Annotated in this window: 23 protein-coding genes and 1 other RNA gene; 12 read left to right on the forward strand and 12 right to left on the reverse strand. The window is 36.7% G+C overall.

Annotation, left to right across the window (positions count from 1 at the left end):
- Position 1: 1 nt before the first annotated feature.
- Positions 2-1,696, reverse strand: a complete 1,695-nt coding sequence (locus GUB10_RS07530; RefSeq protein ID WP_193710825.1) for a M23 family metallopeptidase — start codon at positions 1,694-1,696, stop codon at positions 2-4.
- 185 nt (positions 1,697-1,881) lie between these two features.
- On the opposite strand from GUB10_RS07530, the gene GUB10_RS07535 reads away from it, so the two are divergent.
- The 4 genes from GUB10_RS07535 (at position 1,882) to rny (ending at position 4,257) form a co-directional block, all read left to right on the forward strand.
- Positions 1,882-2,172: a DUF4164 family protein gene (locus tag GUB10_RS07535; RefSeq protein WP_193710826.1), complete on the forward strand. Its 291-nt coding sequence runs from the start codon at positions 1,882-1,884 to the stop codon at positions 2,170-2,172.
- Positions 2,173-2,177: 5 nt separating this feature from the next.
- Positions 2,178-2,468 carry a cell division protein ZapA gene (locus GUB10_RS07540; protein WP_193710827.1) on the forward strand — a complete coding sequence of 97 codons (291 nt, stop codon included), beginning with the start codon at positions 2,178-2,180 and terminating at the stop codon, positions 2,466-2,468.
- 55 nt (positions 2,469-2,523) lie between these two features.
- A non-coding RNA gene (ssrS, locus tag GUB10_RS07545) (6S RNA) lies at positions 2,524-2,644 on the forward strand.
- A gap of 50 nt (positions 2,645-2,694) precedes the next feature.
- Entirely contained in the window at positions 2,695-4,257 is a 1,563-nt protein-coding gene (gene rny, locus GUB10_RS07550) for a ribonuclease Y (protein WP_193710828.1), read from the forward strand.
- A gap of 125 nt (positions 4,258-4,382) precedes the next feature.
- Here rny and GUB10_RS07555 read toward each other — a convergent pair whose 3' ends face one another.
- Together GUB10_RS07555 and xerD are read right to left on the reverse strand one after the other, a co-directional pair.
- Positions 4,383-5,345: an aldo/keto reductase gene (locus tag GUB10_RS07555; protein ID WP_193710829.1), complete on the reverse strand. Its 963-nt coding sequence runs from the start codon at positions 5,343-5,345 to the stop codon at positions 4,383-4,385.
- Positions 5,346-5,553: 208 nt separating this feature from the next.
- Positions 5,554-6,450 (reverse strand): site-specific tyrosine recombinase XerD, encoded by an 897-nt coding sequence (gene xerD / locus GUB10_RS07560; RefSeq protein WP_193710830.1) that lies wholly within the window; start codon positions 6,448-6,450, stop codon positions 5,554-5,556.
- 116 nt (positions 6,451-6,566) lie between these two features.
- On the opposite strand from xerD, the gene GUB10_RS07565 reads away from it, so the two are divergent.
- The 4 genes from GUB10_RS07565 (at position 6,567) to GUB10_RS07580 (ending at position 9,090) form a co-directional block, all read left to right on the forward strand.
- Entirely contained in the window at positions 6,567-7,166 is a 600-nt protein-coding gene (locus tag GUB10_RS07565; RefSeq protein WP_193710831.1) for a porin family protein, read from the forward strand.
- 144 nt (positions 7,167-7,310) lie between these two features.
- Positions 7,311-7,805: a hypothetical protein gene (locus tag GUB10_RS07570; RefSeq protein ID WP_193710832.1), complete on the forward strand. Its 495-nt coding sequence runs from the start codon at positions 7,311-7,313 to the stop codon at positions 7,803-7,805.
- 137 nt (positions 7,806-7,942) lie between these two features.
- Positions 7,943-8,365: a type II 3-dehydroquinate dehydratase gene (gene aroQ, locus GUB10_RS07575; protein ID WP_193710833.1), complete on the forward strand. Its 423-nt coding sequence runs from the start codon at positions 7,943-7,945 to the stop codon at positions 8,363-8,365.
- Positions 8,365-9,090: a diphthine--ammonia ligase gene (locus GUB10_RS07580; protein ID WP_193710834.1), complete on the forward strand. Its 726-nt coding sequence runs from the start codon at positions 8,365-8,367 to the stop codon at positions 9,088-9,090. Before aroQ ends, GUB10_RS07580 begins: the two co-directional genes overlap by 1 nt.
- A 383-nt stretch (positions 9,091-9,473) precedes the next feature.
- Here the strand turns inward: GUB10_RS07580 and lpdA are convergent, their stop codons facing one another.
- The 5 genes from lpdA to GUB10_RS07605 form a co-directional block, all read right to left on the reverse strand.
- On the reverse strand, positions 9,474-10,865 hold the full coding sequence (lpdA, locus tag GUB10_RS07585) for a dihydrolipoyl dehydrogenase (RefSeq protein ID WP_193710835.1): 1,392 nt from the start codon (positions 10,863-10,865) through the stop codon (positions 9,474-9,476).
- A 419-nt stretch (positions 10,866-11,284) separates the two neighbouring features.
- Positions 11,285-11,839, reverse strand: coding sequence for a collagen-like protein (locus GUB10_RS07590; protein WP_193710836.1), 555 nt, complete (start codon positions 11,837-11,839; stop codon positions 11,285-11,287).
- Positions 11,840-11,858: 19 nt separating this feature from the next.
- Positions 11,859-12,251 (reverse strand): peptide-methionine (R)-S-oxide reductase MsrB, encoded by a 393-nt coding sequence (gene msrB, locus GUB10_RS07595; protein WP_193710837.1) that lies wholly within the window; start codon positions 12,249-12,251, stop codon positions 11,859-11,861.
- A 108-nt stretch (positions 12,252-12,359) separates the two neighbouring features.
- On the reverse strand, positions 12,360-12,845 hold the full coding sequence (gene msrB / locus GUB10_RS07600) for a peptide-methionine (R)-S-oxide reductase MsrB (protein ID WP_193710838.1): 486 nt from the start codon (positions 12,843-12,845) through the stop codon (positions 12,360-12,362).
- An 89-nt stretch (positions 12,846-12,934) separates the two neighbouring features.
- Positions 12,935-13,804: an alpha/beta fold hydrolase gene (locus GUB10_RS07605; protein ID WP_193710839.1), complete on the reverse strand. Its 870-nt coding sequence runs from the start codon at positions 13,802-13,804 to the stop codon at positions 12,935-12,937.
- A gap of 188 nt (positions 13,805-13,992) precedes the next feature.
- Here GUB10_RS07605 and GUB10_RS07610 point away from each other — a divergent pair, with 188 nt between their 5' ends.
- Positions 13,993-14,811, forward strand: a complete 819-nt coding sequence (locus GUB10_RS07610; protein WP_193710840.1) for a M48 family metallopeptidase — start codon at positions 13,993-13,995, stop codon at positions 14,809-14,811.
- An 83-nt stretch (positions 14,812-14,894) separates the two neighbouring features.
- On the forward strand, positions 14,895-16,232 hold the full coding sequence (locus GUB10_RS07615; RefSeq protein WP_193710841.1) for an MFS transporter: 1,338 nt from the start codon (positions 14,895-14,897) through the stop codon (positions 16,230-16,232).
- Between the two features lie 37 nt (positions 16,233-16,269).
- Here the strand turns inward: GUB10_RS07615 and GUB10_RS07620 are convergent, their stop codons facing one another.
- Genes GUB10_RS07620 through GUB10_RS07635 form a run of 4 tightly spaced genes read right to left on the reverse strand, consistent with a single transcriptional unit; the run spans position 16,270 to position 19,218 of the window.
- Positions 16,270-17,004 carry a head GIN domain-containing protein gene (locus GUB10_RS07620; protein WP_193710842.1) on the reverse strand — a complete coding sequence of 245 codons (735 nt, stop codon included), beginning with the start codon at positions 17,002-17,004 and terminating at the stop codon, positions 16,270-16,272.
- Between the two features lie 28 nt (positions 17,005-17,032).
- Complete coding sequence (locus tag GUB10_RS07625; protein ID WP_193710843.1) at positions 17,033-18,118, reverse strand: hypothetical protein; 1,086 nt, start codon at positions 18,116-18,118, stop codon at positions 17,033-17,035.
- On the reverse strand, positions 18,102-18,668 hold the full coding sequence (locus tag GUB10_RS07630; RefSeq protein WP_193710844.1) for a DUF4179 domain-containing protein: 567 nt from the start codon (positions 18,666-18,668) through the stop codon (positions 18,102-18,104). Before GUB10_RS07630 ends, GUB10_RS07625 begins: the two co-directional genes overlap by 17 nt.
- Positions 18,658-19,218: an RNA polymerase sigma factor gene (locus tag GUB10_RS07635; RefSeq protein ID WP_193710845.1), complete on the reverse strand. Its 561-nt coding sequence runs from the start codon at positions 19,216-19,218 to the stop codon at positions 18,658-18,660. The genes GUB10_RS07630 and GUB10_RS07635 overlap by 11 nt, the downstream gene beginning before the upstream one ends.
- A 216-nt stretch (positions 19,219-19,434) precedes the next feature.
- Here GUB10_RS07635 and lon point away from each other — a divergent pair, with 216 nt between their 5' ends.
- Together lon and cmk are read left to right on the forward strand one after the other, a co-directional pair.
- Complete coding sequence (gene lon, locus GUB10_RS07640; RefSeq protein ID WP_193710846.1) at positions 19,435-21,885, forward strand: endopeptidase La; 2,451 nt, start codon at positions 19,435-19,437, stop codon at positions 21,883-21,885.
- A 213-nt stretch (positions 21,886-22,098) separates the two neighbouring features.
- Positions 22,099-22,791 (forward strand): (d)CMP kinase, encoded by a 693-nt coding sequence (gene cmk, locus GUB10_RS07645; protein ID WP_193710847.1) that lies wholly within the window; start codon positions 22,099-22,101, stop codon positions 22,789-22,791.
- Positions 22,792-22,949: the final 158 nt, after the last annotated feature.

Here is a 22,949-nt window from a genome sequence, read left to right on the forward strand (position 1 = left end):
GTTAAGAATTCTTTCTAAAAAACGTGGCTTCATAGGTGTTGCTATTTCCAACATTATCAGTGACAATAATTTTTAACTGATTTTCTGTTTCAGTCACTACATCATCACTAAAGTCATGAGTTAATGTATTATTTTTATATTCATATTCCATCAATATAAATTTACCATTAACTGTAGCGCGATAACTTTTTATTCCCGATAAATCATCACTTATTCCAACTTGTAAAGTACTGTTGTTCGAGATCCATTGGCCGTCATTAAAATTTTTGGGCCATATTTTTGGAGGGGTAACATCTGAAGCTAGCGTATATTCCCCAAAGGTTCTTGTTCTGGTGGTGAAACGATTTGCTTTCTTGTAAGTTGAAGAGTAATTAAAACGGTCTCTATAACCCAGCCTGGCAATAAATAGTTTTTCTTTTTCTTCTGCTGAATAGTTGCTCACATCAAATCCTATGCTAATGTTTTTGTGAAGCGGGGTGTGCTCGTTGTGAACTTTTACTTTATCATCTTTAAATTCTATGTCCAGGAAAGTATCTGTGTAAAGGCTTCCTTTGGGAATGTAAATGTCCATTCCGTTGGCTTCGGCGGAAAACGGCTGATTTACCTGTGCAAAATAATCGGTTTTTTCTTCTTCTTTAGGAGGTAAGTCAGTTACGTGTGCTCCCTGAATAGGAATTCTTATTATTCGTTTATTTCCGGCGAAGTCGCTCACTTTAATTGTGTAATTGTAATTTAAGCTATCCTGAATGTGAAGCTCCCCTTTATTAACCACATTTGAATATAGGCTTAGTGGATTGCTATCTTCAACAAAAAGCTTTTGTATGCGCTTTTTGGTTTTACTGTAATGCCCGTAATCAATAAGTTGATTTAAATGACGGGTTTCCGAAAAGGAAAATCGGTTAAAGGGTAGGTTGAGTATTTGGTCTCCATTTAACTCAGTTTCAATTTGATAGATTCCATTTCTGTTAGGTGCCCCATCTTGCTGATCTACAGTAGAAACACCAAAACCTATATTTCCGCAGGCATCTATTTCAGAAGCGATATAGCTACCGTCTTTTAAAGGAGTAAGGTTTATTTTCTGCATTTCACGAGAATTATTTATGTGAGCATCGGCATCTAAAGGATAGGCGTATACACCGTCTATAATGGGGGCGCGGCCATCAGATACAGATATTCCGAAGAGTTTTGGGTTCATAGGGCGTTGGTTACCATCACGAATTTCAAAATGGAGGTGTGGGCCGCCACTACCGCCTGTATTACCACTGTAAGCTATAAGTTCATCAGCAGCTACAGGTAATTCACCTGCTTCGGGAAAAAGTTCTATTTCGTAAGATTCTTTGGCGTATTGTCGCTTTTTTACATATGCTTCAATTTCAGGAGAAAACTCTTTTAAATGGGCATAAACACTGGTATAGCCGTTAGGGTGCTGTATATAAAGAGCTTTTCCGTAGCCATAATGCTGAATATTAATTCGGCTTACATAACCTTTTGCTGAGGCTACTACTTTTAATCCCTGCCGCTGTTGGGTTTTAATATCCAGGCCACTATGAAAATGATTAGATCTTAATTCTCCAAAAGTCCCGGATAATACCAGAGGGACATCTAAAGGGTTTTTAAAATAATCTTTTGGTACGTTTGACTGGGCAAGTAAAACTGCGCTAAAACAAAAAAGAAAAACGCTTAAAACAACTTTCATATAAAATTATTATTTGAGGTCTAAATGAACCGGTAAAGTTAATCAAACTTTAAGTGAAAATTAAATCCTTAGTGCTTAGAAACTTAGGATATGTCCTGCCAAATTTTAAAAATAGACGAAAAAACTATTGGCATATTAAAGTGCGAATGTTAACTTTGTGGGGATAAGCATTACATTTGGCTTTTATGAGTGAATTGACAGAAATCGTTGATAGCCTTGAAAATAGGATCAGTAAACTGCTTCATAAGTATGAAAATTTAAAGCAGGTTCATGGTGCTTTAGAGGCAGAAATGGCTTCTGTAAAAGAAGAAAACAACAGATTGGCTCATAAATTAGAAGGTTCTAATTTAGAAGTTCAAAACCTTAAAGCCGCCAATGCAATGCTTGGCAGTAGCGAATTTAAAACAGAAACTAAGCTTAAATTAAACAGCTTAATAAGAGAAATTGATCAATGTATTGTTCAATTATCTGAATAATAAATATGGCCGATAAATTAAAAATAAAACTTTCTATTGCAGATCGTGTATACCCTTTAACTATTAATCCCGAACAGGAAGAAGGTTTGCGAAAAGCAGCTAAGAAAATTGAGGCTATGATTAAGCAGTTTGAGCAAAGTTATGCCGTAAGGGATAAGCAAGATGTATTGGCTATGTGCGCTTTACAATTTGCTGCCCAAACCGAGCAAAAGGATATAGATAGATCTAAAGAAACACTTCAAGCAGAAGATAAACTCAAATCACTTAATGATTTGTTACAGAAGCATTTAGTGTAATAAACGTTCTTTAAATAAATAAAGGTTACTGCCTGTATTAGTGATATTTTGATAAACTCAACAGAGATTCTTTAAAAAGGGTGAGTCTAAGTTGTAAAAGCGCGCCGCTCCCGATTTTTCGGGATGAGCGGATTCTTGATCAGCTTGTTAGCCCTAAACTTGTTTTTAAGGAGTTTAATACAAAAACCTATCTAATACAGGCTTTTTTTTTACTTAAATCTTAAATATGGAAATATTACTAAATATAGTTATTGGATTAGTTGGTGTAGCAATAGGTTTTGCAATCGCCAAACAGTTAGAGCGGAAAAGAGCTTCGCAAACCATTAAAAATGCCAAAAAGACGGCAGCAAACATTCTAAAAGAGGCGAAGTCTGAAGGAGAAAGTATCAAAAAAGATAAGATACTTCAGGCTAAAGAAAAGTTTATCGAGTTAAAATCGGAACATGAAAAAGTAATCATGAGCCGTGACAAGAAGATGAATGATGCTGAAAAGCGTATTAGGGATAAAGAATCTCAGGTTTCCGGAGAACTTTCCAAAAACAAAAAACTGAATAAAGAGTTTGAGAATAAGCTACAGGATTACAATCACAAGCTGGAATATGTAGAGAAGAAACAGCAGGAAATCGATAAACTTCATAACAGCCAAATCCAGCAATTGGAAGTTATTTCTGGTCTTTCGGCCGAAGAAGCCAAAGCGCAACTTTCTGAAGCTTTAAAAGATAGTGCCCGTACAGATGCTATGGCGCTTATTCAGGACACGGTAGAAGAGGCAAAATTAACGGCGCAACAGGAGGCCAAAAAGATTATTATCAATACTATTCAACGAATTGGAACCGAGGAAGCTATAGAGAATTGTGTTTCGGTCTTCAATTTAGAAAGCGATGATGTAAAAGGTAGAATTATTGGTAGGGAAGGTAGAAACATTAGGGCTTTAGAAGCCGCTACCGGAGTAGAGATTATTGTAGATGATACACCAGAGGCTATTATTCTATCTTGCTTTGATTCGGTAAGGAGAGAGGTTGCCAGGTTGTCTTTACACAAGCTGGTTACCGACGGTAGAATTCACCCGGCCAGAATTGAAGAAGTGGTTAAAAAGACCCGTAAACAAATAGATGAAGAGATCATAGATATAGGCAAACGAACGGTAATAGACCTGGGAATTCACGGATTAAACCCCGAATTGATCAAACTGGTTGGCCGAATGAAATATCGTTCTTCTTACGGGCAAAATTTATTACAACACTCTCGTGAGGTTGCAAAACTTTGTGGTGTAATGGCTTCAGAACTTGGAATTAATCCTAAGCTTGCTAAACGTGCCGGGTTACTGCATGATATTGGTAAAGTGCCTGAAACTGAAACAGAGGTGCCGCACGCAATCTTAGGGATGCAATGGGCCGAGAAACATGGAGAAAAACCGGAGGTTTGTAACGCTATTGGAGCGCACCACGACGAGATAGAGATGAACTCATTGTTATCTCCTATTGTTCAGGTTTGTGATGCAATTAGCGGTGCAAGACCGGGAGCCAGAAGACAGGTGCTTGATTCTTATATTCAACGCTTAAAGGATTTGGAAGAGATAGCTTTTGGATTTGGAGGTGTTAAGAAAGCTTATGCTATTCAGGCAGGTCGTGAACTTCGTGTAATTGTAGAAAGCGAAAAAGTAAGCGACGAAAAAGCCAATAATCTATCTTTTGAAATTTCGCAAAAAATTCAAACCGATATGACTTATCCGGGGCAGGTTAAAGTAACCGTAATAAGGGAAACCAGAGCGGTTAATATTGCGAAATAGGATTAAAGCTTATAGTTTTTAATTAAAAAAATGCCTTAGAATTTTTCTAAGGCATTTTTTTTGGCACAGCCAAAGGCTACAATACCCATAGGCTTGCGACTTAAGATAGTTTACTGTGAATCTTTTTAAGCTTTATAATCGTCGTCATCAAAGATGTTTTCGTAAGAATTACCTTTGGTTACAAAAAACTCTCCGGTTACATACCTAAAATGGCTGTCTAATTTTGCTATCTCTTTAAAGTCGGATTCATCTAGATTTACCCCGGTGCTTTCAAGATTTTCTTTAATTCTATTTTCATTTGTAGACTTTGGAATTACCGCAGTACCGCGCATTTCACTCCATTTAATTAAAATCTGGCCGGCACTGGCGCCGTGTTTTTTAGCGATTCGGTTTATCACCGGGTTTTCTAATAATGACGGCTCGTCTTTAGCTTTCATTCCATCTGGTCTATCTCCACTTCCAAGAGGGGAGTAAGCGGTAAGGTGTATATTATGACGGCTACAAAACTCCAGTAAATCGTTCTGTTGCAGGTAAGGGTGTAATTCTACCTGGTTCATTTCGGGGTTTTCAGACGTTTCTTCCAGTAGTTCTTCTAACTTCATACTGCTAAAATTAGATACTCCCACGTGCTTCACCAACCCTTGCTTTTTAGCTTCCAACATCATATTCCAGGTTTCTATAATTGGAGCTTCTTCTAAAGATAAATAGTCTTCGTCTTTCTCAGGAAAATCCACATCAGGCTTAAAGGCGACCGGCCAATGAATAAGATATAGGTCTAAATAATCTAATCGCAGGTCTTTTAAAGTTTGTTTTAAAGCAGGGATTACATCTTCTTTTTTATGAGCATTATTCCATAATTTTGAAGTAATCCAAACTTCTTCCCGCTTTATTTTACCTCCATTGAAAACTTCCGAAAAAGCTTCTCCAATAGCATCTTCATTTCCATAAGTGGCTGCACAATCTATATGTCTATACCCATTATTTAATGCTATTTTTACGGCTTCTTTAACTTCATCTTTCCCAGATTTCCAGGTTCCTAAACCTATGGCTGACATTTTATCGCCATTTTTAAATTCTAATGTTTTCATTATTTTAAATTTGATTGGAAATAATTTTTCTTCGATTTTATACTTGTAATCGAGATTTAATAGTTCAAGGCTCGCCTCTAAATAAAAACTTTTATTTTATGCTCTGTTGGCTTGCCAGGAATTTATCTATTATACGTTTGCCTGAAAATACTAATAAATAAAAGTAATAGGAAGTCCTGGAGTGGCTTTAACCCAAATTTAATAGCATTTAGCGCCTGGGGTGAAACTGTTCTACTACTTCTCGAAGATGTTTGCGATCTACGTGCATATAGACCTCGGTAGTAGTGATGCTTTCATGACCCAACATTTGCTGAATGGCCCTTAGGTTTGCGCCGTTTTCCAATAGGTGGGTAGCAAAAGAATGACGAAATGTATGCGGACTAATCTTTTTTTGAATGCCTGCTTTTTTAGCCAGTTGCTTTATGATAGTAAAAATCATAGCCCTTGTAAGTTTCCCTCCCCGCCGGTTTAAAAATAAAATGTCTGAATCTTCTTTGTTTATTTTTTGATGAATTCTAACTTCATCCTTATAAATGTTAATAAACTTTTTAGTGTAGTCTGATGTAGGTACCAGGCGCTGTTTGTTACCTTTTCCGGTAATTTTAATAAAGCCCTCTTCAAAATAAAGATCAGAGATTTTTAAATTGGTAAGTTCGCTAACACGCAAGCCGCAGCCGTATAAAGTCTCTAAGATAGCGCGGTTGCGTTCTCCTTCAGCTTTACTTAGATCTATATTTTCAATAAGTAAATCTATTTCATTAGTAGAAATAGTATCAGGTAGTTTTCGGCCTATTTTGGGCGACTCTATTAAGTCTAAAGGATTGTCTTTTCGGTAATCTTCAAAAATTAAATAGTTAAAAAAACCGCGTATGCCAGATATTATGCGTGATTGTGAGCGTGCATTGACTTTCTTTGCCGTATCATAAATAAACTCTTGCACGATTTCTGCCGAAATTTGGGTAGGAGAGACCTTTAGTTTTTTAACGTCTAAAAAGTTGATAAGTTTGACAATATCCATCCTGTAATTGGTGATTGAATTGTCTGAAAGTCCGCGTTCTATGCGTAAGTAGTTACAATAATCCCGTAGTGCTGAAGCCCATTTCATACGTTAAAGATATAAACAATTAGCCTGAATCTTAGTAATACTTTAGGTTTAGGTAACTTTTTTTTAAGAAGCCTGTTCCTACATTTGCCTCAGTAAAACAAATAAAAATAAAAGTCATGAAAAAGTCGATTTTAATTATCGCAATGGTATTGTTTGGAGCAACTACAGTGTCTGCTCAGGAATATTGGAATTTTGGTGTAAAAGGTGGTGTGAACTTCTCTACCGTAACAGGAGATTATTTTGATAGCCCAGATTCACGAACCGGGTTTAATATTGGTGTCTTAGCTGAAATACCACTAGCTGATCGTTTTTCTATTCAGCCAGAGGTATTATATTCAGCCCAGGGATTTACAGAAGCTAGTATAGATCAGGAGAATTTTGCTGATGTAGACGATAATGTAGAATATCAACTAGATTATGTTCAGGTTCCAGTTTTAGCTAAAATTTATCTTGTAGATGGACTTAGCTTGCAGGCAGGTCCGTCGTTTAACTTCCTGGTAAATGAAGAGTTAGACTTTCAACCGCTAGAAGATGGTGGGGATGTTAACCTTGAAAATGCTCAGGATTTTGAATTTGGAGGAGCCGCCGGATTGGAATATAAGTTTAACAATGGTTTCTTTGTTCAGGGACGTTACACTTATGGATTTACCGATGTTATTGAAGATACAGATATTAACAACTCAACTTTTCAAGCTGGGATAGGGTATACTTTCTAAGATAACATAATAACAACACCTATAAAAAAGCGGAGGTCTTGAACTTCCGCTTTTTTTATACGTAAAAACCTGTAAATATTTGCTTTAGTGTGCTCTATTAGCTATTTGTGGTAACTTTAGATAAGTAACCCAAAATGTTTAATTATGAAGCGATTAGTACTTATTGTTTGTTTTGCATTAATTGGAACAACTTTTATGCAGGCTCAAAATGGTCTCCGTGTGGGAGCTAATATAGGTTTACCCGTAGGTGATATTGAAGAAATTAGTGATTTTGCAATCGCTGCAGATCTTGCTTATATGGTGGGTGTTGCCGATATGCTCTACATAGGACCTAAAATAGGATACACACGTTTTTTTATAGAAGATATAGATACTGAATTTGGAGATTTTGAAATTGACGATCCTTCTTTTCTACCTATAGCTGCTACCGGTCGAGTTTCATTGGCAAAGGGCTTTTTCTTTGGTGCAGATCTTGGTTATGCCGTTGGCTTAAACGACGGGAATGACGGAGGTTTTTACTATAGACCCCAGGTAGGGTACAACTTTGGCGTTATTGGGCTTTTTGGATCTTACACAGGTATTATTGTAGATGGCGGCAGTTTTAATTCAGTGAACATAGGAGTTGAATTTGGTCTTTAAGTACAATTAACCAACCAAAAATAACCCTTCAAAAAATGAAGTTTCCAATTTGGAATGTTTGTTTTTCTGAAGGGTTTGTTATGATTTAACTGGATCTTATTTTTACCTTTACCCTTATAACCAGTTAATCGGTAAAAATGAAGATAATGATTATTAACGGCCCCAACCTTAATTTGTTGGGGACCCGGGAACCTGATACCTACGGTAACAAAAGCTTTGAAACTTATTTTTCTGAACTGCAGTTTAGATTCAAAAACACCGAGCTTTCTTATTTTCAAAGTAATATTGAAGGTGAAATTATTAGCGAAATCCATAAGGCAGATGAAGATTTTGACGGGATTGTTTTAAATGCAGCCGCATATACACATACTTCAGTAGGAATTGCAGACGCTGTGAAAGGCATAAAAACACCCGTGGTAGAAGTGCATATCTCCAATACCCATTCCCGGGAAGAATTTCGGCATAAATCTTATATAGCACCTAATGCTAAAGGAGTCATTCTTGGTTTTGGCCTTTTAGGCTATGATTTGGCTATTCAGAGTTTTTTAAAAGTAAACTAATGAAAAAGGCCTACCTAAACTGGAGTAGTGGTAAGGATGCTGCGTTAGCGCTATATAAACTGCAAGAGCATTATAAGTATTCAGTAGAAAAGCTGGTTACAACCGTAAATAGTGATGTTAATCGAATCTCCATGCACGGTGTTAGAATCGAAATGCTAAAAAAACAGGCTGAGAATATTGGTTTGCCGTTGCAGCAAATTAAATTAAATGGAGAAGTTTCTATGCAGGAATATACCAAAATTATGGAAACTGAAACTAATAGACTTCTGCAAGAAGGTTTTGCCTATAGTGTTTTTGGAGATATTCTGCTTGAAGATTTAAAGCGTTACCGCGAAAACCAACTGGAGAAAGTTGGCTTGAAGGCAATTTTTCCACTCTGGCAGGAAGATACCACTCAACTCTTAAAAGAGTTTATAGATAAAGGATTTAAGGCGATTGTGGTCTGTGTAAATACCGATAAACTCAATAAATCTTTCTGCGGAAGAGTCCTGAATGAAAGCTTTTTAAATGACTTGCCTAAAGATGTAGATCCTTGCGGTGAAAATGGAGAGTTTCATACCTTTGTTTTTGATGGGCCTATCTTTAAAGAGCCAATTAGGTTTAAAATTGGGGAGCTGGTTGAAAAATCGTATAAACCTGCTAAAAACTCAAATGATAATTGCTTTACAGAGAACCAAAAATCATGGGATACCAGCTTTGTGTTTTGTGATTTATTGTTGGAATAAATTTTATTGGCACCGCCAAAGGGGTGTAATACCCTGAGGCTTACCTCGAAATTAAAAAATTGTTTTCAACGAATGCCTCGTGGGCTTGCCCCGAGGTAGTTTACTCAGAAAGAAGATTATTGCGAGTATACAGGTTATAGTAATAATTAGATTGCTATTTTTAGAAAAGGCTCTATTTGTCATCCTGAATTTATTTCAGAGCCTGCCCCGATTTTTTATCGGGGATCTAATGTGTTGATATTTGTAGATAATAGAAGCTGAAACAAGTTCAGCTTGACGAAATAATAAATTTAACTAAAGGTTGTTAATTACAAAACAAAAACCCCCGAAACCTTAATGCTTCGGGGGTTTTTTATATAAAATTATTTAGTAAAATATGCTTTTTAAATATGAATTACTTCATCGTAAGCAGCGGCGACAGCTTCCATAACCGCTTCACTCATTGTTGGGTGAGGGTGAACTGCTTTTAATACTTCATGACCGGTAGTTTCCAGTTTACGACCAAGAACTGCTTCTGCAATCATATCGGTTACACCGGCACCAATCATATGGCATCCTAACCATTCGCCGTATTTGGCGTCGAAGATCACTTTTACAAAACCATCAGACTTTCCTGCGGCTTTAGCTTTTCCTGAGGCAGAGAATGGGAATTTACCAACTTTAAGTTCGTAACCGGCTTCTTTAGCTTGCTTTTCGGTCATTCCAACCGATGCAATTTCAGGGGTTGCATAGGTACAACCAGGGATATTGCCATAATCAAGCGGCTCTACATCCATGCCTTTTATTTTTTCAACACAAAGAATTCCTTCAGCAGAAGCAACGTGTGCCAGGGCAGGGCCGTGAACAACATCACCAATTGCGTAAATTCCGTCTACATTGGTTTTATAGAAATCGTCTACAACAATTTTATCCTTTTCGGTCTTTATTTTAAGGTCTTCAAGGCCTATATTTTCAATATTGGTTTTAATACCAACAGCAGAAAGTACAATATCGGCTTCAAGGGTTTCTTCACCTTTTTTGGTTTTCACCTTTGCTTTTACTTTCTTACCAGAAGTGTCTACACTTTCTACCGAAGAACTGGTCATTACCTTAATTCCGGCTTTCTTAATGCTTCTTTCAAATTGTTTAGAAACCTCCTCGTCTTCTAAAGGCACTACATTTGGTAAAAATTCAACAACGGTAACCTCGGTTCCCATAGCATTATAGAAATGTGCAAACTCAACACCAATAGCGCCAGAACCAACCACTATCATAGATTTTGGTTGCTTTTCAAGGCTCATGGCTTCACGGTATCCAATTACTTTTTTACCATCTTGCTTAAGGTTTGGTAATTCGCGTGAACGAGCACCGGTAGCCACAATAATATTATCGGCCTGGTATTCTTTGGTTTTGTCGTTTTTGTCGGTTACAACAACTTTTTTACCGGATTTTAATTTTCCGAATCCTTCAATTACGTCAATTTTATTTTTCTTCATTAAAAATTGAACACCTTTGCTCATCCCACCGGCCACATCGCGGCTACGCTTAATAACTTTAGAAAAATCCTTATCGGCTTTTTCAAGGCTTAAGCCGTAATCTTCGGCGTGTTTCAGGTAATCAAAAACCTCTGCACTTTTTAGAAGTGCTTTGGTAGGGATACATCCCCAGTTTAAACAAACACCCCCAAGGCTTTCTTTTTCCACAACTGCGGTTTTAAACCCTAATTGTGAAGCTCTAATTGCGGTTACGTAACCTCCGGGGCCACTACCTAAAACAATGATATCATATTTACTCATATTCGGAAATTTTTATTAGGCTTAATAAATCTTAGCTCGCTTAGCGAGTGAAGTTGCGAATTTAAGGAATAATCACTTAAACTGAAAAGTTTTAAAAGAGAGTATAAAGGGAAATAATAAAGAGGCTACAAGAATAGCGTTTTCATATATTTTTATACTGAAGATTTCGCGTTTTTCCATATTTCTAAGCCAGGAATAAAATTTAACTGATCAGTTGAGCTAGGGGAGGTGACAATAGTTTTTTATTGGCACGACCAAAGGCTGTGATACCCCTAGGTAGTTTACTCTTAATATCTAAATAAAAAAGCTGCCTGGAAAGTCTCTTAAGATCATCGCACTGAAATAAATTCGGCTTGATGAAAATAGAGCTTTTAGGCAGCTTTGTTAAATTTTATAGGACCTGGGTTTTTACCCCCGGTTTATTTGAGCATACTTACTTTTTTTACATCGCTTTCTTTTAAATCAAGTGCATTCATAACGGCTTTATAATTTGCGACATCTACACCTGTAGTTTCAGCGAAATTTGCTGGAACTATTACTATTCTAATCACCTGGTCTTGTGTGTAAGCAGGATCCAAATTAGAAAAATTGGCAGTACCCTCCATAAAGATTCTCACATCAAAAAAAGTGAAATCGAAATTATATTGTACTTCCCCATCTTCTACATAATAGGTTTGTGGTAATTGTCTAAAAACTTCAACTGGCGCACCATCAGAAGTGCCATCTTCACCATCCTTTAAATAAACCAAAACAGCATCAGATTCAAAAACTTCAATATCATCAAATTCAATCAAAGCAGAATAATCGTTTTCTTCCGTAAAATCTATACCTTCATACTCTATTGTTGTACCAATTAGAGCCTCTCCCGGAGGTCCTTGCGGTCCTTCTGGTCCTTGTGGTCCACGTTCGCCATCACTAGAACAAGCGGCGAATAAAAAAGTTGTCATAAATAAAATTGGAAATATTTTTTTCATAATTATAGGTGTTAGGTTATTATTTATTAAAATTAATACTTGCAGAATTTACGCAATAGCGCTGGCCTGTCTCTGTAGGTCCATCATCAAAAACGTGGCCAAAATGGCCTCCGCAATTAGCACATAGAATTTCGGTTCTTATCATACCAAAACTTTTATCCTGTACATATTCAATTTTTCCGTCTAGGGCTTTATCAAAACTTGGCCAACCGCAGCCGCTATCAAATTTAGCTTCACTATCAAAAAGTTTTTCACCGCAACCGGCGCAAAAATACTCCCCGTCTTCAAAATGCATATTGTATTTGCCGGTATGTGGTGCTTCAGTACCTTTTTTTCTCAATACCCGAAACTGTTCTTCAGAAAGCTGTTCTTTCCATTCGGTTTCAGGTTTTTCTATGCTGTATTTTTTCATATTTAATTTTTAATTATTTCCGCAGCTTGTGTTAAATTATTTCAGTAGACAGAAATCTTATTTTTTTCATTTTCCTTTCAGAAAAAGGGATAAACCCTGAAGTTAATCTTAATTTTTCTCCGGTTTAAAATCCATTGCTACTCCGTTTATACAGTGTCTTTTTCCGGTGGTTTCTCTAGGCCCATCGTCAAACACGTGTCCTAAATGGCCTCCGCATCGGGCACAGTGTACCTCGTTTCTTTGATATCCCAATTTAGAATCTGTACCATAAGCAACCCCGCCTTTAATAGGTCGGTCAAAACTTGGCCACCCGGTACCGCTCATAAATTTATGTTTCGTTTTGTATAATTCATTTCCGCAGGCAGCGCAAACAAAAGTTCCGGGTTCTTTAATATCGTTTAAGGGGCTGGAGAATGAAGGTTCAGTGGCTGCTTTTCGTAAAACCCGGTATTCGGCATCGGTTAATTGTGCTTTCCACTCTTTATCAGATTTAGTAACTTCAAATTTATCCTGATTTTTCTTTTGGTCTTTTTGCGCATTTCCCTGGCAACTAATTATAAAAATGGTCAGTAAAATAGGTATTATCTTTTTCATAGCTTTTAAATTTTAATTCCCACTCCGGTGCATGCTAGCGTACATGCATAAAATATCCGTTATGTGTTTTTATTTTAAAAGTACAAAGATTATACCGCGATGAACGTTGTGATTTTGTTAATTACCTTTGGATCGCCCAAAATGCGCCTATGTCCTAATCCTTTTGTGATATATAGTTCGCTGTTTTCCAACGCTTCGTGAATATCGTGGGCCGAAGAGATTTCTACATCAACATCGTTCTCATCGTGTACTACAAGGCTGGGTGTTTTCACCTCTTTAGCCGAAATAGCGCCGGAATAGCTATCTAAATCTATACCGAATTTTTTATCGAAATGGGCTTTCATCTTATCGGCTACTTTTCTATTCATCTTTAGGTTCCTGGCAAACTCACGGGTTATGTGGGTTATACTATTTGCTGTGCCAATTATTACGAGCTTTTTTGTATCAAGGCCTTCCTTTACAGCTCTAAGAGTAGCCATACCTCCTAAAGAATGCCCAATTACTGCATCAAAACGACCATACTTTTTATCCAGTAGATGGATGGCATCAATAAAATCTAACATCATGCTTTTTCGTCCGGGTGCTTTGCCGTGGGCGGGAGCATCAAAACTAACAGTGCTGTAGCCTTTTGCTTTTAAGGCTTCGGCTATTTTGGCCAACTGGGTCCCTCGGCCACTCCAACCATGAACCAATAATATTTTTTTACTGCTTTCTCCAAATTCATAGACTACTATTTCTCGCTGTGTTTTTGGAATACTAATTCGGTATTGATTGGAGAGCTCATCCATATTTTTTTCCCGCTCCGGAAGTTTATATTTAAATGGCGTTAAAAACAGCTGCGCAGCAAATCTACTGGCGGCCAGGGGGGAAAGTTTAGAAAGTAAGCTTCCTGTATACCTTATATAATTGGGTACTAATAATCTTTGTACCGGGATTTGATCTTTTTTTTGCTGACTCATTTTTTTAATGATAAGAACGGCCAATTTACATATTTCTTATTTGCTTATGGCTTATAAATAATAGCTTTATACAGAGGTTTGTAAATTATGGTATTGTTTTTGAAAACTTGTTATTTGTTAAATGATGCTTAAAACAATAAGCAGGCTTTCGTGGCTTTTGTAATTTTAACAAAACTAAACCAATAAACATGAGACTTATAAAATCAATGAGTATGGTGGTTGTTTTACTGCTTGTAGTAGCTTGTAAGACAAACCCATTTACTGGAGAAAAGAATTTGAATTTTGTTTCTAACGATCAATTATTTCCAGCTTCGTTTGAGCAATACGATCAATTTTTGTCTGAAAATGAAGTGATAAGGGGAACTGCGGAAGCACAAATGATTAAACGTGTAGGTAATAAAATAGAAACTGCTGCCGAAAGGTATTTAAATGCCAATGGTTACCAGGGATTTTTGGAAGATTTTAGATGGGAATACAACCTGGTAAAAGATGACGCGGTTAATGCATTTGCTATGCCCGGCGGAAAAATAGTCTTTTTTACCGGAATTTTACCTGTAGCAGAAAACGAAACAGGTGTGGCCGTAGTAATGGCACACGAGATTGCTCACGCGCTTGCAGACCACGGTGCACAAAGAATGAGTGCAGCCCAATTACAACAACTTGGTGCGGTAGCAGGTTCGGTAGCGGTAAGCGGAAGAAGCCAGGAGACACAGCAAATTTTTGCTCAGGCTTATGGTTTGGGAACGCAGCTTGGAGTAATGTTGCCTTTTAGCCGTAGTCATGAAACAGAAGCCGATAGAATTGGATTGACTTTAATGGCTATAGCCGGTTATAATCCCGATGAAGCTGCCGATTTATGGAGAAGAATGGCAGCCAAGAACGACGGCCAGGCCCCACCGGAATTCTTAAGTACTCACCCGTCTAACCAAACAAGGATTAACAATTTAGAAAAATGGGCTCCGGAAGCTAAAGCCGAAGCCAGAAAATATGGCGTAACAAGTTATTAATACAAGATAACTTAGAAATTATGGTAAAAAGCTGTCTTTTAAGGCAGCTTTTTCTATTTTAGGGCTTTTTAAAAACGGTATAAATGAATGTACTTCCCAAAGGGCATAAAAAATTATTACGTGCCTGGGCTTTCTACGATTGGGCTAATTCGGTTTACAGCCTGGTAATTTCATCGGCTATTTTCCCTATATTTTATGGAGCCCTAACCATTGTTAAAGATGAAAATGGTGCTATTCTTAAAGATACTGTAGATTTTTTGGGAATAAGTTTTAATAACGATTCCCTTATTAGTTATGTGACTGCAATTGCTTTTTTGGTGGTTTCTGTATTAAGTCCGTTTTTATCGGGGATTGCGGATTATGTTGGTAATAAGAAAAATTTTCTGAAGTTTTTTTGCTATTTAGGTGCTATATCCTGTATTGGTCTTTTTTGGTTTAACTTAGAACAGTTGTGGTTCGGGTTACTCTGTTATTTTTTTGCACTTATTGGCTTTTGGGCTAGTTTGGTTTTTTATAATTCTTATTTACCGGATATTGCTTTTCCCAATCAGCAAGATAAGGTGAGTGCCCAGGGATTCTCTTTGGGATATATTGGGAGTGTTATCTTGTTGATTATTTGCCTGGGAATGATTTTAAATTATGAGGCTCTGGGCTTTGAGAGTGAGGCCTTGCCAACACGCTTATCTTTTGTTCTAACCGGGTTATGGTGGATTGGTTTTAGCCAATACACCTATGCTTACTTACCGAAAGGAAACAAAAAAGCGACACTTACCAAAAATGTGCTTTTTAACGGATTTAGGGAGCTTCGTGGTATATGGATAAGCCTTAAGCACAATGTTCAACTTAAAAGATATTTAATTGCATTTTTTGTTTATAGCATGGCAGTGCAAACCATAATGCTTATTGCAACTTATTTTGGAATTGAAGAATTGGAATGGGGAGAGCAGGACGCAACCACAGGATTAATAATTAGTATTTTATTAATTCAACTGGTGGCTGTACTTGGTGCTACCTTAACTTCCAGATTGGCCATAAAATTTGGGAATATTAAAATATTAATTTTTATCAATTTGATATGGATAGGAATTTGCGGTTATGCATTTTTTATAGTAAGTCCGCAGCAATTTTATGTAGCAGCCGCTTCAGTAGGTTTGGTGATGGGCGGAATTCAATCATTATCCAGGTCTACCTATTCTAAAATGCTTCCAAAAAATACCAAAGATACCGCCAGTTATTTCAGTTTTTATGATGTAGCCGAAAAAATTGGGATCGTTATAGGGATGTTGCTTTATGGAATGGTAGCACAAATTACCGGCAGCGTACGGAATTCAATTTTATTTTTAGTGGTTTTCTTTATTGCAGGTGTAATATTACTTTTAAGGGTGCCCATAAAAAATCCTGCCTTAAAAGACAGGATGTAAGCAATTTTCCTTTTTCAAATAAATTATATCTACAAGCTTAATTTGAAGAAATAGAACCCGACCCCGAGGTTGTAAAATCCTGGTTAGTTGGATTCCCTTTATATTTAATATCACCAGAGCCCATAACTTTGGCTTTTAAGCTAGAATTTGCTGAAACCTGGATATCTCCAGATCCCATCACTGTGGCTTCAATATTATCAGCTCTTAGATCATAGGCCTTAAAATCTCCCGAGCCGGTTACTTTGCAGTTAAAATCCCTGGCCTTTCCCGATAAAAGAATGTCTCCCGAACCGGTAATTTTTCCCATCAGGTTTTCTACCTCCAGGTCTAATTTAACATCACCAGAACCGGTAACCTGGATGTTAAACTTTTTGGCTTTTATTTTATGGGTGTTCCATACATCACCTGATCCGGTTACTTCTACAGCATCTAAATCTTTAAAAGGAACAATTACTTTGATTCCTTTATTTCGAGAAGGCTTTAAATTATAGCCTTTTTCTACCGAAATTTTTAAAGTTGTATTGTTAACTTCGGTGGTAATATATTCTAGTAAATTACTTTCGGCTTCTACAATTAGATTACCCTCACTACCCGCAATTAATTCAACATCCATAGAGCCTACGACTGAGATTGCATCATAGTTGCCAGTATTTCTTTTTTCTGAAGTTAAATTACCATTGCCTTCAATACTGTTATTGCTGCTCCACCATTGGCATTGGGCGGGAGTTATAGTTAAAAGTGATATTGCTAAAATTAAAAATAGATTTTTCATGATGTGTTTTTTTTTGATTGATGAATAGTTAGTTTTTATTAAAAGTTACATTTCCGTAATTGGTGTTTATATAAATAGAATTTCCGGTGTTTTCTTGCAGGTGATAGCCTTCATATAATTTACTGGTATTTTTGTCGTGACGCTTTCTAATTTCCAATTGTTCCAGGCCTTTTGCGTTTCCATATGAAGATTTTATAGTGAAATTAAAGGGGTGTTCGCTGTCGTAGCCTAGTTTTACCCCTGCATAATCGGTGTTTATTTCTACTTTAGAAACACCTTTTATAAGTTTTTCTATACTGGCTGAGCCATAATCTAAATTAAGGTCTAAAGATTCAAAAACACGTCCTATTTTGGTGCTCAGGTAATCGCCATTGCCTACAATTTTTTTGGCTTTTTCTATGTTAATACTACCATAATCACAATTAAAATCAAGCTGAGCCACTTTTTTAATTTGTGAATCGGTATAATCGGCATTTACATATAGCTTTTCGGCTTCTTCAATTACATATCCGCTATAGTCTGCGTTTATTTCGGCATTTCTAACATATCCAATATGGCTATTTCGTGTATAATCAAAACTTAGTATGTTCGAGGCTCCTCTTAATTCGCCAATGTCTACTTTGCCGTAATCACAACTTATTTTCGCATTACCCAATAATCGGTCTATATAAATTCCGCCGTAATCGTTTTTAATATCCACACTATGTCTTTCGGGCGCTTTTATCACATAGTTAACCTCCATATTTACATTATTGGAACTATTAAAAAGTGAACTCCACCAGGACTGTTCTTCTTTTTTAAAATGAGTTTTTGCGCTCACCCCCGAAGAAGACTGGTTAAACTCTATGTTTATTTCTTCCAGTTTCTTTTGTACTTTCTCTTTATCGTCACCATTGGTTTTTATGTTCACTTCAATAATCACTTTATTCTGGTCCCAGGTAGAAATATCAATATTTCCGTAGCTGTTATCAATAGTGAGTTTGTCGGTGGCGCTTACATTGTAAGATTTTGTGACTTTTTTAGTCTTGGTATGCCGGCCGTTTAAATCGCTATTACAAAAACTTACTGCCGGAAGGAGTAAGGCTAGCATTATAAGGTTAAATATAGTTTTCATTGCTCTTATTTTTTAGGGATTTAATATTGTCTATTTGCTCAAGTACCTCGTTTAAAAGATCTATTCTTTGCTGAAAATTAGAGATCATCGCATAAATAACTCTTTTGTCCTGGCCGCTATCCCGTAGGTCTTTTTCAAGTTTTTTGTATTCGTTCTCCAGTTTTTTCAGCTGGGTTAAAGCATCGTTTATAATAGCCTCTGTTTCCGGGCTGTTTTCGGCATTTAGGGCTTTAAGTTCAGTTTCAATAAGCTGGGTGTAAAACTGTTTTGTTTCCTTCATTTGTGGGGAAACACTTGCTAGATCACCTTTATTCTGAATAGAATTTTCATTGAATATTCCTGTGAAAACCGTAAAAGCTATTGCAAGAATAGCAGCTATCGAAAATAGTGGCCCCCAAAGGTTTTTTGTAAGCCTGCTATGCTTCTGCTTTTTCGATTGGCTATGTTGCTCTTCGAGCTTTTTCTTAAACCTGCCTTTGTGCCCTGAAGCCGGCTCTGAAATATCAAAATCCAGCTCCTTAAAAAGCGTATTTATATCATCATTTTTCATCTTTCTGCAATTTTTTTCTTAAACTTTCTTTAGCTCTTGAAACCGTAGTTCTGCAATTTGCATAACTAAGATTTAAAATGCTGGCAATTTCTTCATAATCATAGCCTTCAATTAAGTGTAAGGTTAGGGCGATACGGTAATTTTCCTTAAGGCTTTGTAAGGTTTTTAAAATCTTTTTTACCTTTTCATTTTTTGAATCCTTTTCAAGAATAATTCCCTCGCTTTCATTCGCTTCATTTTTTAACTCATCGTTATAGCTTACTTCATTTAATTTTACTTTTCGGTTAAAAGAAGTAATACTTAGGTTGATGACTATTCTTTTTAACCAGGCACCAAAAGTGGAAGCCTCCTGTAAACTATCTATTTTTGAAAAAGCCTTTAAAAACGCTTCCTGCATAATGTCTTCTGCTTCAGCGGTATCTTTAACAATTCGAAATGCTGTATTATACATCGCTTTATAGTAGCGTTCATACACTTCCATTTGTGCACGCTGGTCACCTTTTTGGCATTGTGCAACAAGATCATTAATATGTGTGATGGTTGAAATCAATTAAAAGATTATCTGGCTTCTATAATAAAGATAGCTCGTATTTTGATTTGTTACAGTTTTTGGAAAAAAAATATAAAAAACACGCTGGCATAAGAATTGACTACTTGTAATAGAAATTACTTTAAAAGCCTCTTAGCACACTAAGAATAAGGCTTTGCCAAAATATAAAAGATTAAGAACCATAGGCTGTTGTGACAGTTTGACCTAAAATAAATTATGGCTAAAACAAAATTAACAAGTTTTGACAGTTTGTCATTACAAGATATAGATCAGGATGCAGATTTAATTCCCTTAATGACGCCTGAAGATGAAGAGGAGATAAACCGTGAAGAATTGCCTGAAACATTACCAATTCTTCCTTTAAGAAATACTGTGTTGTTTCCGGGGGTTGTAATTCCTATAACGGCAGGTAGAGATACTTCAATTAAATTAATAAATGAGGCCAATAATGGTTCAAAGATAATTGGGGTTGTTGCTCAAAAAGACGAAGAGGTAGAAAACCCTACGGCTAAAGATATTTACCGTACCGGGGTAGTAGCACGTATTTTGAGGGTTTTAAAAATGCCCGATGGAAATACTACGGTGATTATTCAGGGTAAAAAACGTTTTGAAATAGACGAAATTGTAAAAGAAGATCCTTATTTAATGGCTAGCATTAAGGAAGTTCCGGAGGCAAGGCCAGATATTGCCAATAAAGAATTTCCTGCTATTATAGATTCTATAAAGGAACTTGCACTTGAAATTATTAAAGGGAGCCCAAATATTCCTAGCGAAGCTTCTTTTGCTATTAAGAATATTGAAAGTTCTTCGTTTCTAATCAATTTTGTTTCTTCTAATATGAACCTTGCAGTAGAAGATAAACAAAAACTACTGGAAACAAACGATCTTAAAGAACGTGCCCTGGCGACCTTACGACATATGAATGTTGAGTTTCAAAAACTGGAACTTAAAAACGACATTCAGAGCAAGGTGCAAAGCGATATGAGCCAGCAGCAGCGCGAATATTTTCTTCATCAACAAATGAAAACCATTCAGGAAGAACTTGGTGGGGTATCTCATGAAGATGAACTTGAAGAAATGCGCCAGCGTGCCAAGAATAAAAAATGGGGCGAAAAAGTGCAAAAGCATTTTGATAAGGAGCTTTCCAAGATGCAAAGGATGAATCCGCAAGTTGCCGAGTATTCTATTCAGCGAAATTACCTGGACCTCTTCTTAGATTTACCCTGGAATGAATTCAGCAAGGATAAATTCGACTTAAAACGGGCCAAAAAAATACTGGATCGCGACCATTATGGTCTAGATGATGTTAAGAAGAGGATTATTGAGTACTTAGCGGTTCTTAAGTTAAGGAACGATATGAAATCGCCTATACTTTGCCTTTATGGGCCTCCCGGAGTTGGTAAAACTTCGCTTGGTAAATCTATGGCCGAGGCATTGGGTAGAGAGTATGTAAGAATTTCACTTGGTGGCTTGCGTGATGAGGCCGAGATACGTGGACATAGAAAGACCTATATTGGTGCCATGCCGGGTAGAATTATCCAGTCGCTTAAAAAGGCAGGAACCAGTAATCCTGTTTTTGTTTTAGATGAAATAGATAAATTAAGTATTGGCCACGCCGGTGATCCTTCTTCGGCTTTATTGGAAGTTTTGGATCCTGAACAAAACAGTGAATTCCACGATAATTTCTTAGAAATGGGATTTGACCTTTCTAAAGTTATGTTCGTGGCCACGGCAAATACCCTAAATACCATTCAGCCCGCACTTAGGGATCGTATGGAAATTATAAACGTTACCGGTTATACCATAGAAGAAAAGGTAGAAATAGCCAAACAGCATTTACTTCCAAAGCAATTAAAAGAACACGGTTTAACCAAACAGGATATTAAAATTGCCAAGCCACAATTAGAAAAAATTGTTGAAGGTTACACCAGGGAATCAGGTGTTCGTGGCCTGGAAAAACAGATTGCAAAAATGGTGCGTCATGCGGCCAAAAATATTGCGATGGAAGAAGAATATAATATCAAGGTTACAAATGAAGATATTATAGAGGTTTTGGGAAGCCCAAGGCTGGAGCGCGATAAATATGAAAACAATGAGGTTGCCGGAGTAGTAACAGGTTTGGCCTGGACACAAGTTGGTGGTGATATCCTTTTTATTGAATCTATACTTTCTAAAGGGAAAGGCAATCTAAACATCACTGGAAACCTAGGGAAAGTAATGAAAGAATCGGCTACCATCGCGATGGAGTATATTAAATCTAATGCCGAAGAACTTGGTTTAGACCCTGCGGTATTTGAAAAATATAACGTACATATTCACGTGCCCGAAGGTGCTACCCCAAAAGATGGGCCTAGTGCCGGGATTACCATGCTTACGTCTTTGGTTTCTTTATTTACACAACGAAAGGTAAAGAAGAGCATTGCCATGACCGGAGAGATAACCCTAAGGGGGAAAGTGCTTCCGGTAGGAGGAATTAAAGAAAAAATCTTAGCTGCAAAACGTGCTCGTATTAAAGAAATTATTCTTTGCAAAGAGAATGAACGTGATATTAAAGAGATTAAAGAAGAGTATTTAAAAGGACTTACATTTCATTATGTAAATGAAATGAGTGAAGTTATAGATTTGGCAATCACTAACCAAAAAGTGAAAAACGCCAAGACGCTTTAAATTTTAAGCTGTCTAAAAAGTCCAGTTACCGTCATTCTGAACTGGTTTCAGCTTCTAACACGATTTTAATTGTTTTCATGTTAGAAGTTGAAACCAGTTCAGCTTGACGTTTAAAATAAAATGGGACTTTTTAGACAGCTTTTTTATTTACAGCGAAAATTTCAGGGAGAGTAAAGCTTTATCTAATTTTGCCATTCCTATAGAAACTAAATTATGAGTAAAAAAATAACTATTGCCATAGACGGTTATTCTTCTACCGGAAAAAGTACCGTGGCCAAACAACTTGCAGCAGAGCTTGGATATGTATATGTAGATACCGGTGCTATGTATAGGGCTGTTACCTTATACCTTATGCGTAAATTGTTGGTGACTGATACCCATTTTGATAAAGAAGCCATATTAAGGCACTTACCGTTTATTAATATCAGTTTTGTATTTAATAAAGAGGTGGGTTATGGTGAAGTGCATTTAAATAAAGAAAATGTTGAAAAGGAAATTAGGCTAATGGAGGTTTCTCAGCAAGTGAGTAAAGTTGCAGCAGTGCCCGAGGTTAGAAAGATGTTGGTAGAGATTCAGCAGGAAATCGGTAAAAATAAAGCAGTGGTTATGGATGGTCGTGATATTGGAACTGTGGTTTTCCCTGATGCCGATTTAAAATTATTTATGACCGCTTCTACTGAAAAACGTGCAGAACGTAGGTACAACGAATTAAGAGATCGTGGAGAGGATATTAAATTTGAAGATGTATTGGCCAATGTTAAGGAGCGGGATTACCTGGATACTACGCGAGACGATTCGCCTTTAATAAAAGCAGAAGATGCTATAGAAATTGATAATTCTAATTTGAATTTGGAAGAACAGTTTGAAAAAGTAGCAAAACTGGCCAGAAAGAAAATTGAAGAATAAGCGAGCTGTTTTTAAACTAATTAAGGTTTGAGAAAAGAAAAATAAGTTGTATTTTTGCAGCCCTTTTTGGCGAAGAATCGGAAAATCAAAAGGGGTTGAAAATCAAAATCATAACTACTTCTGTGTTTCATTTGCTTAATTTTTCCGAAAGAATACAG

The organism is Salegentibacter sp. BLCTC (assembly GCF_015143665.1).
GTDB lineage: Bacteria > Bacteroidota > Bacteroidia > Flavobacteriales > Flavobacteriaceae > Salegentibacter > Salegentibacter maritimus.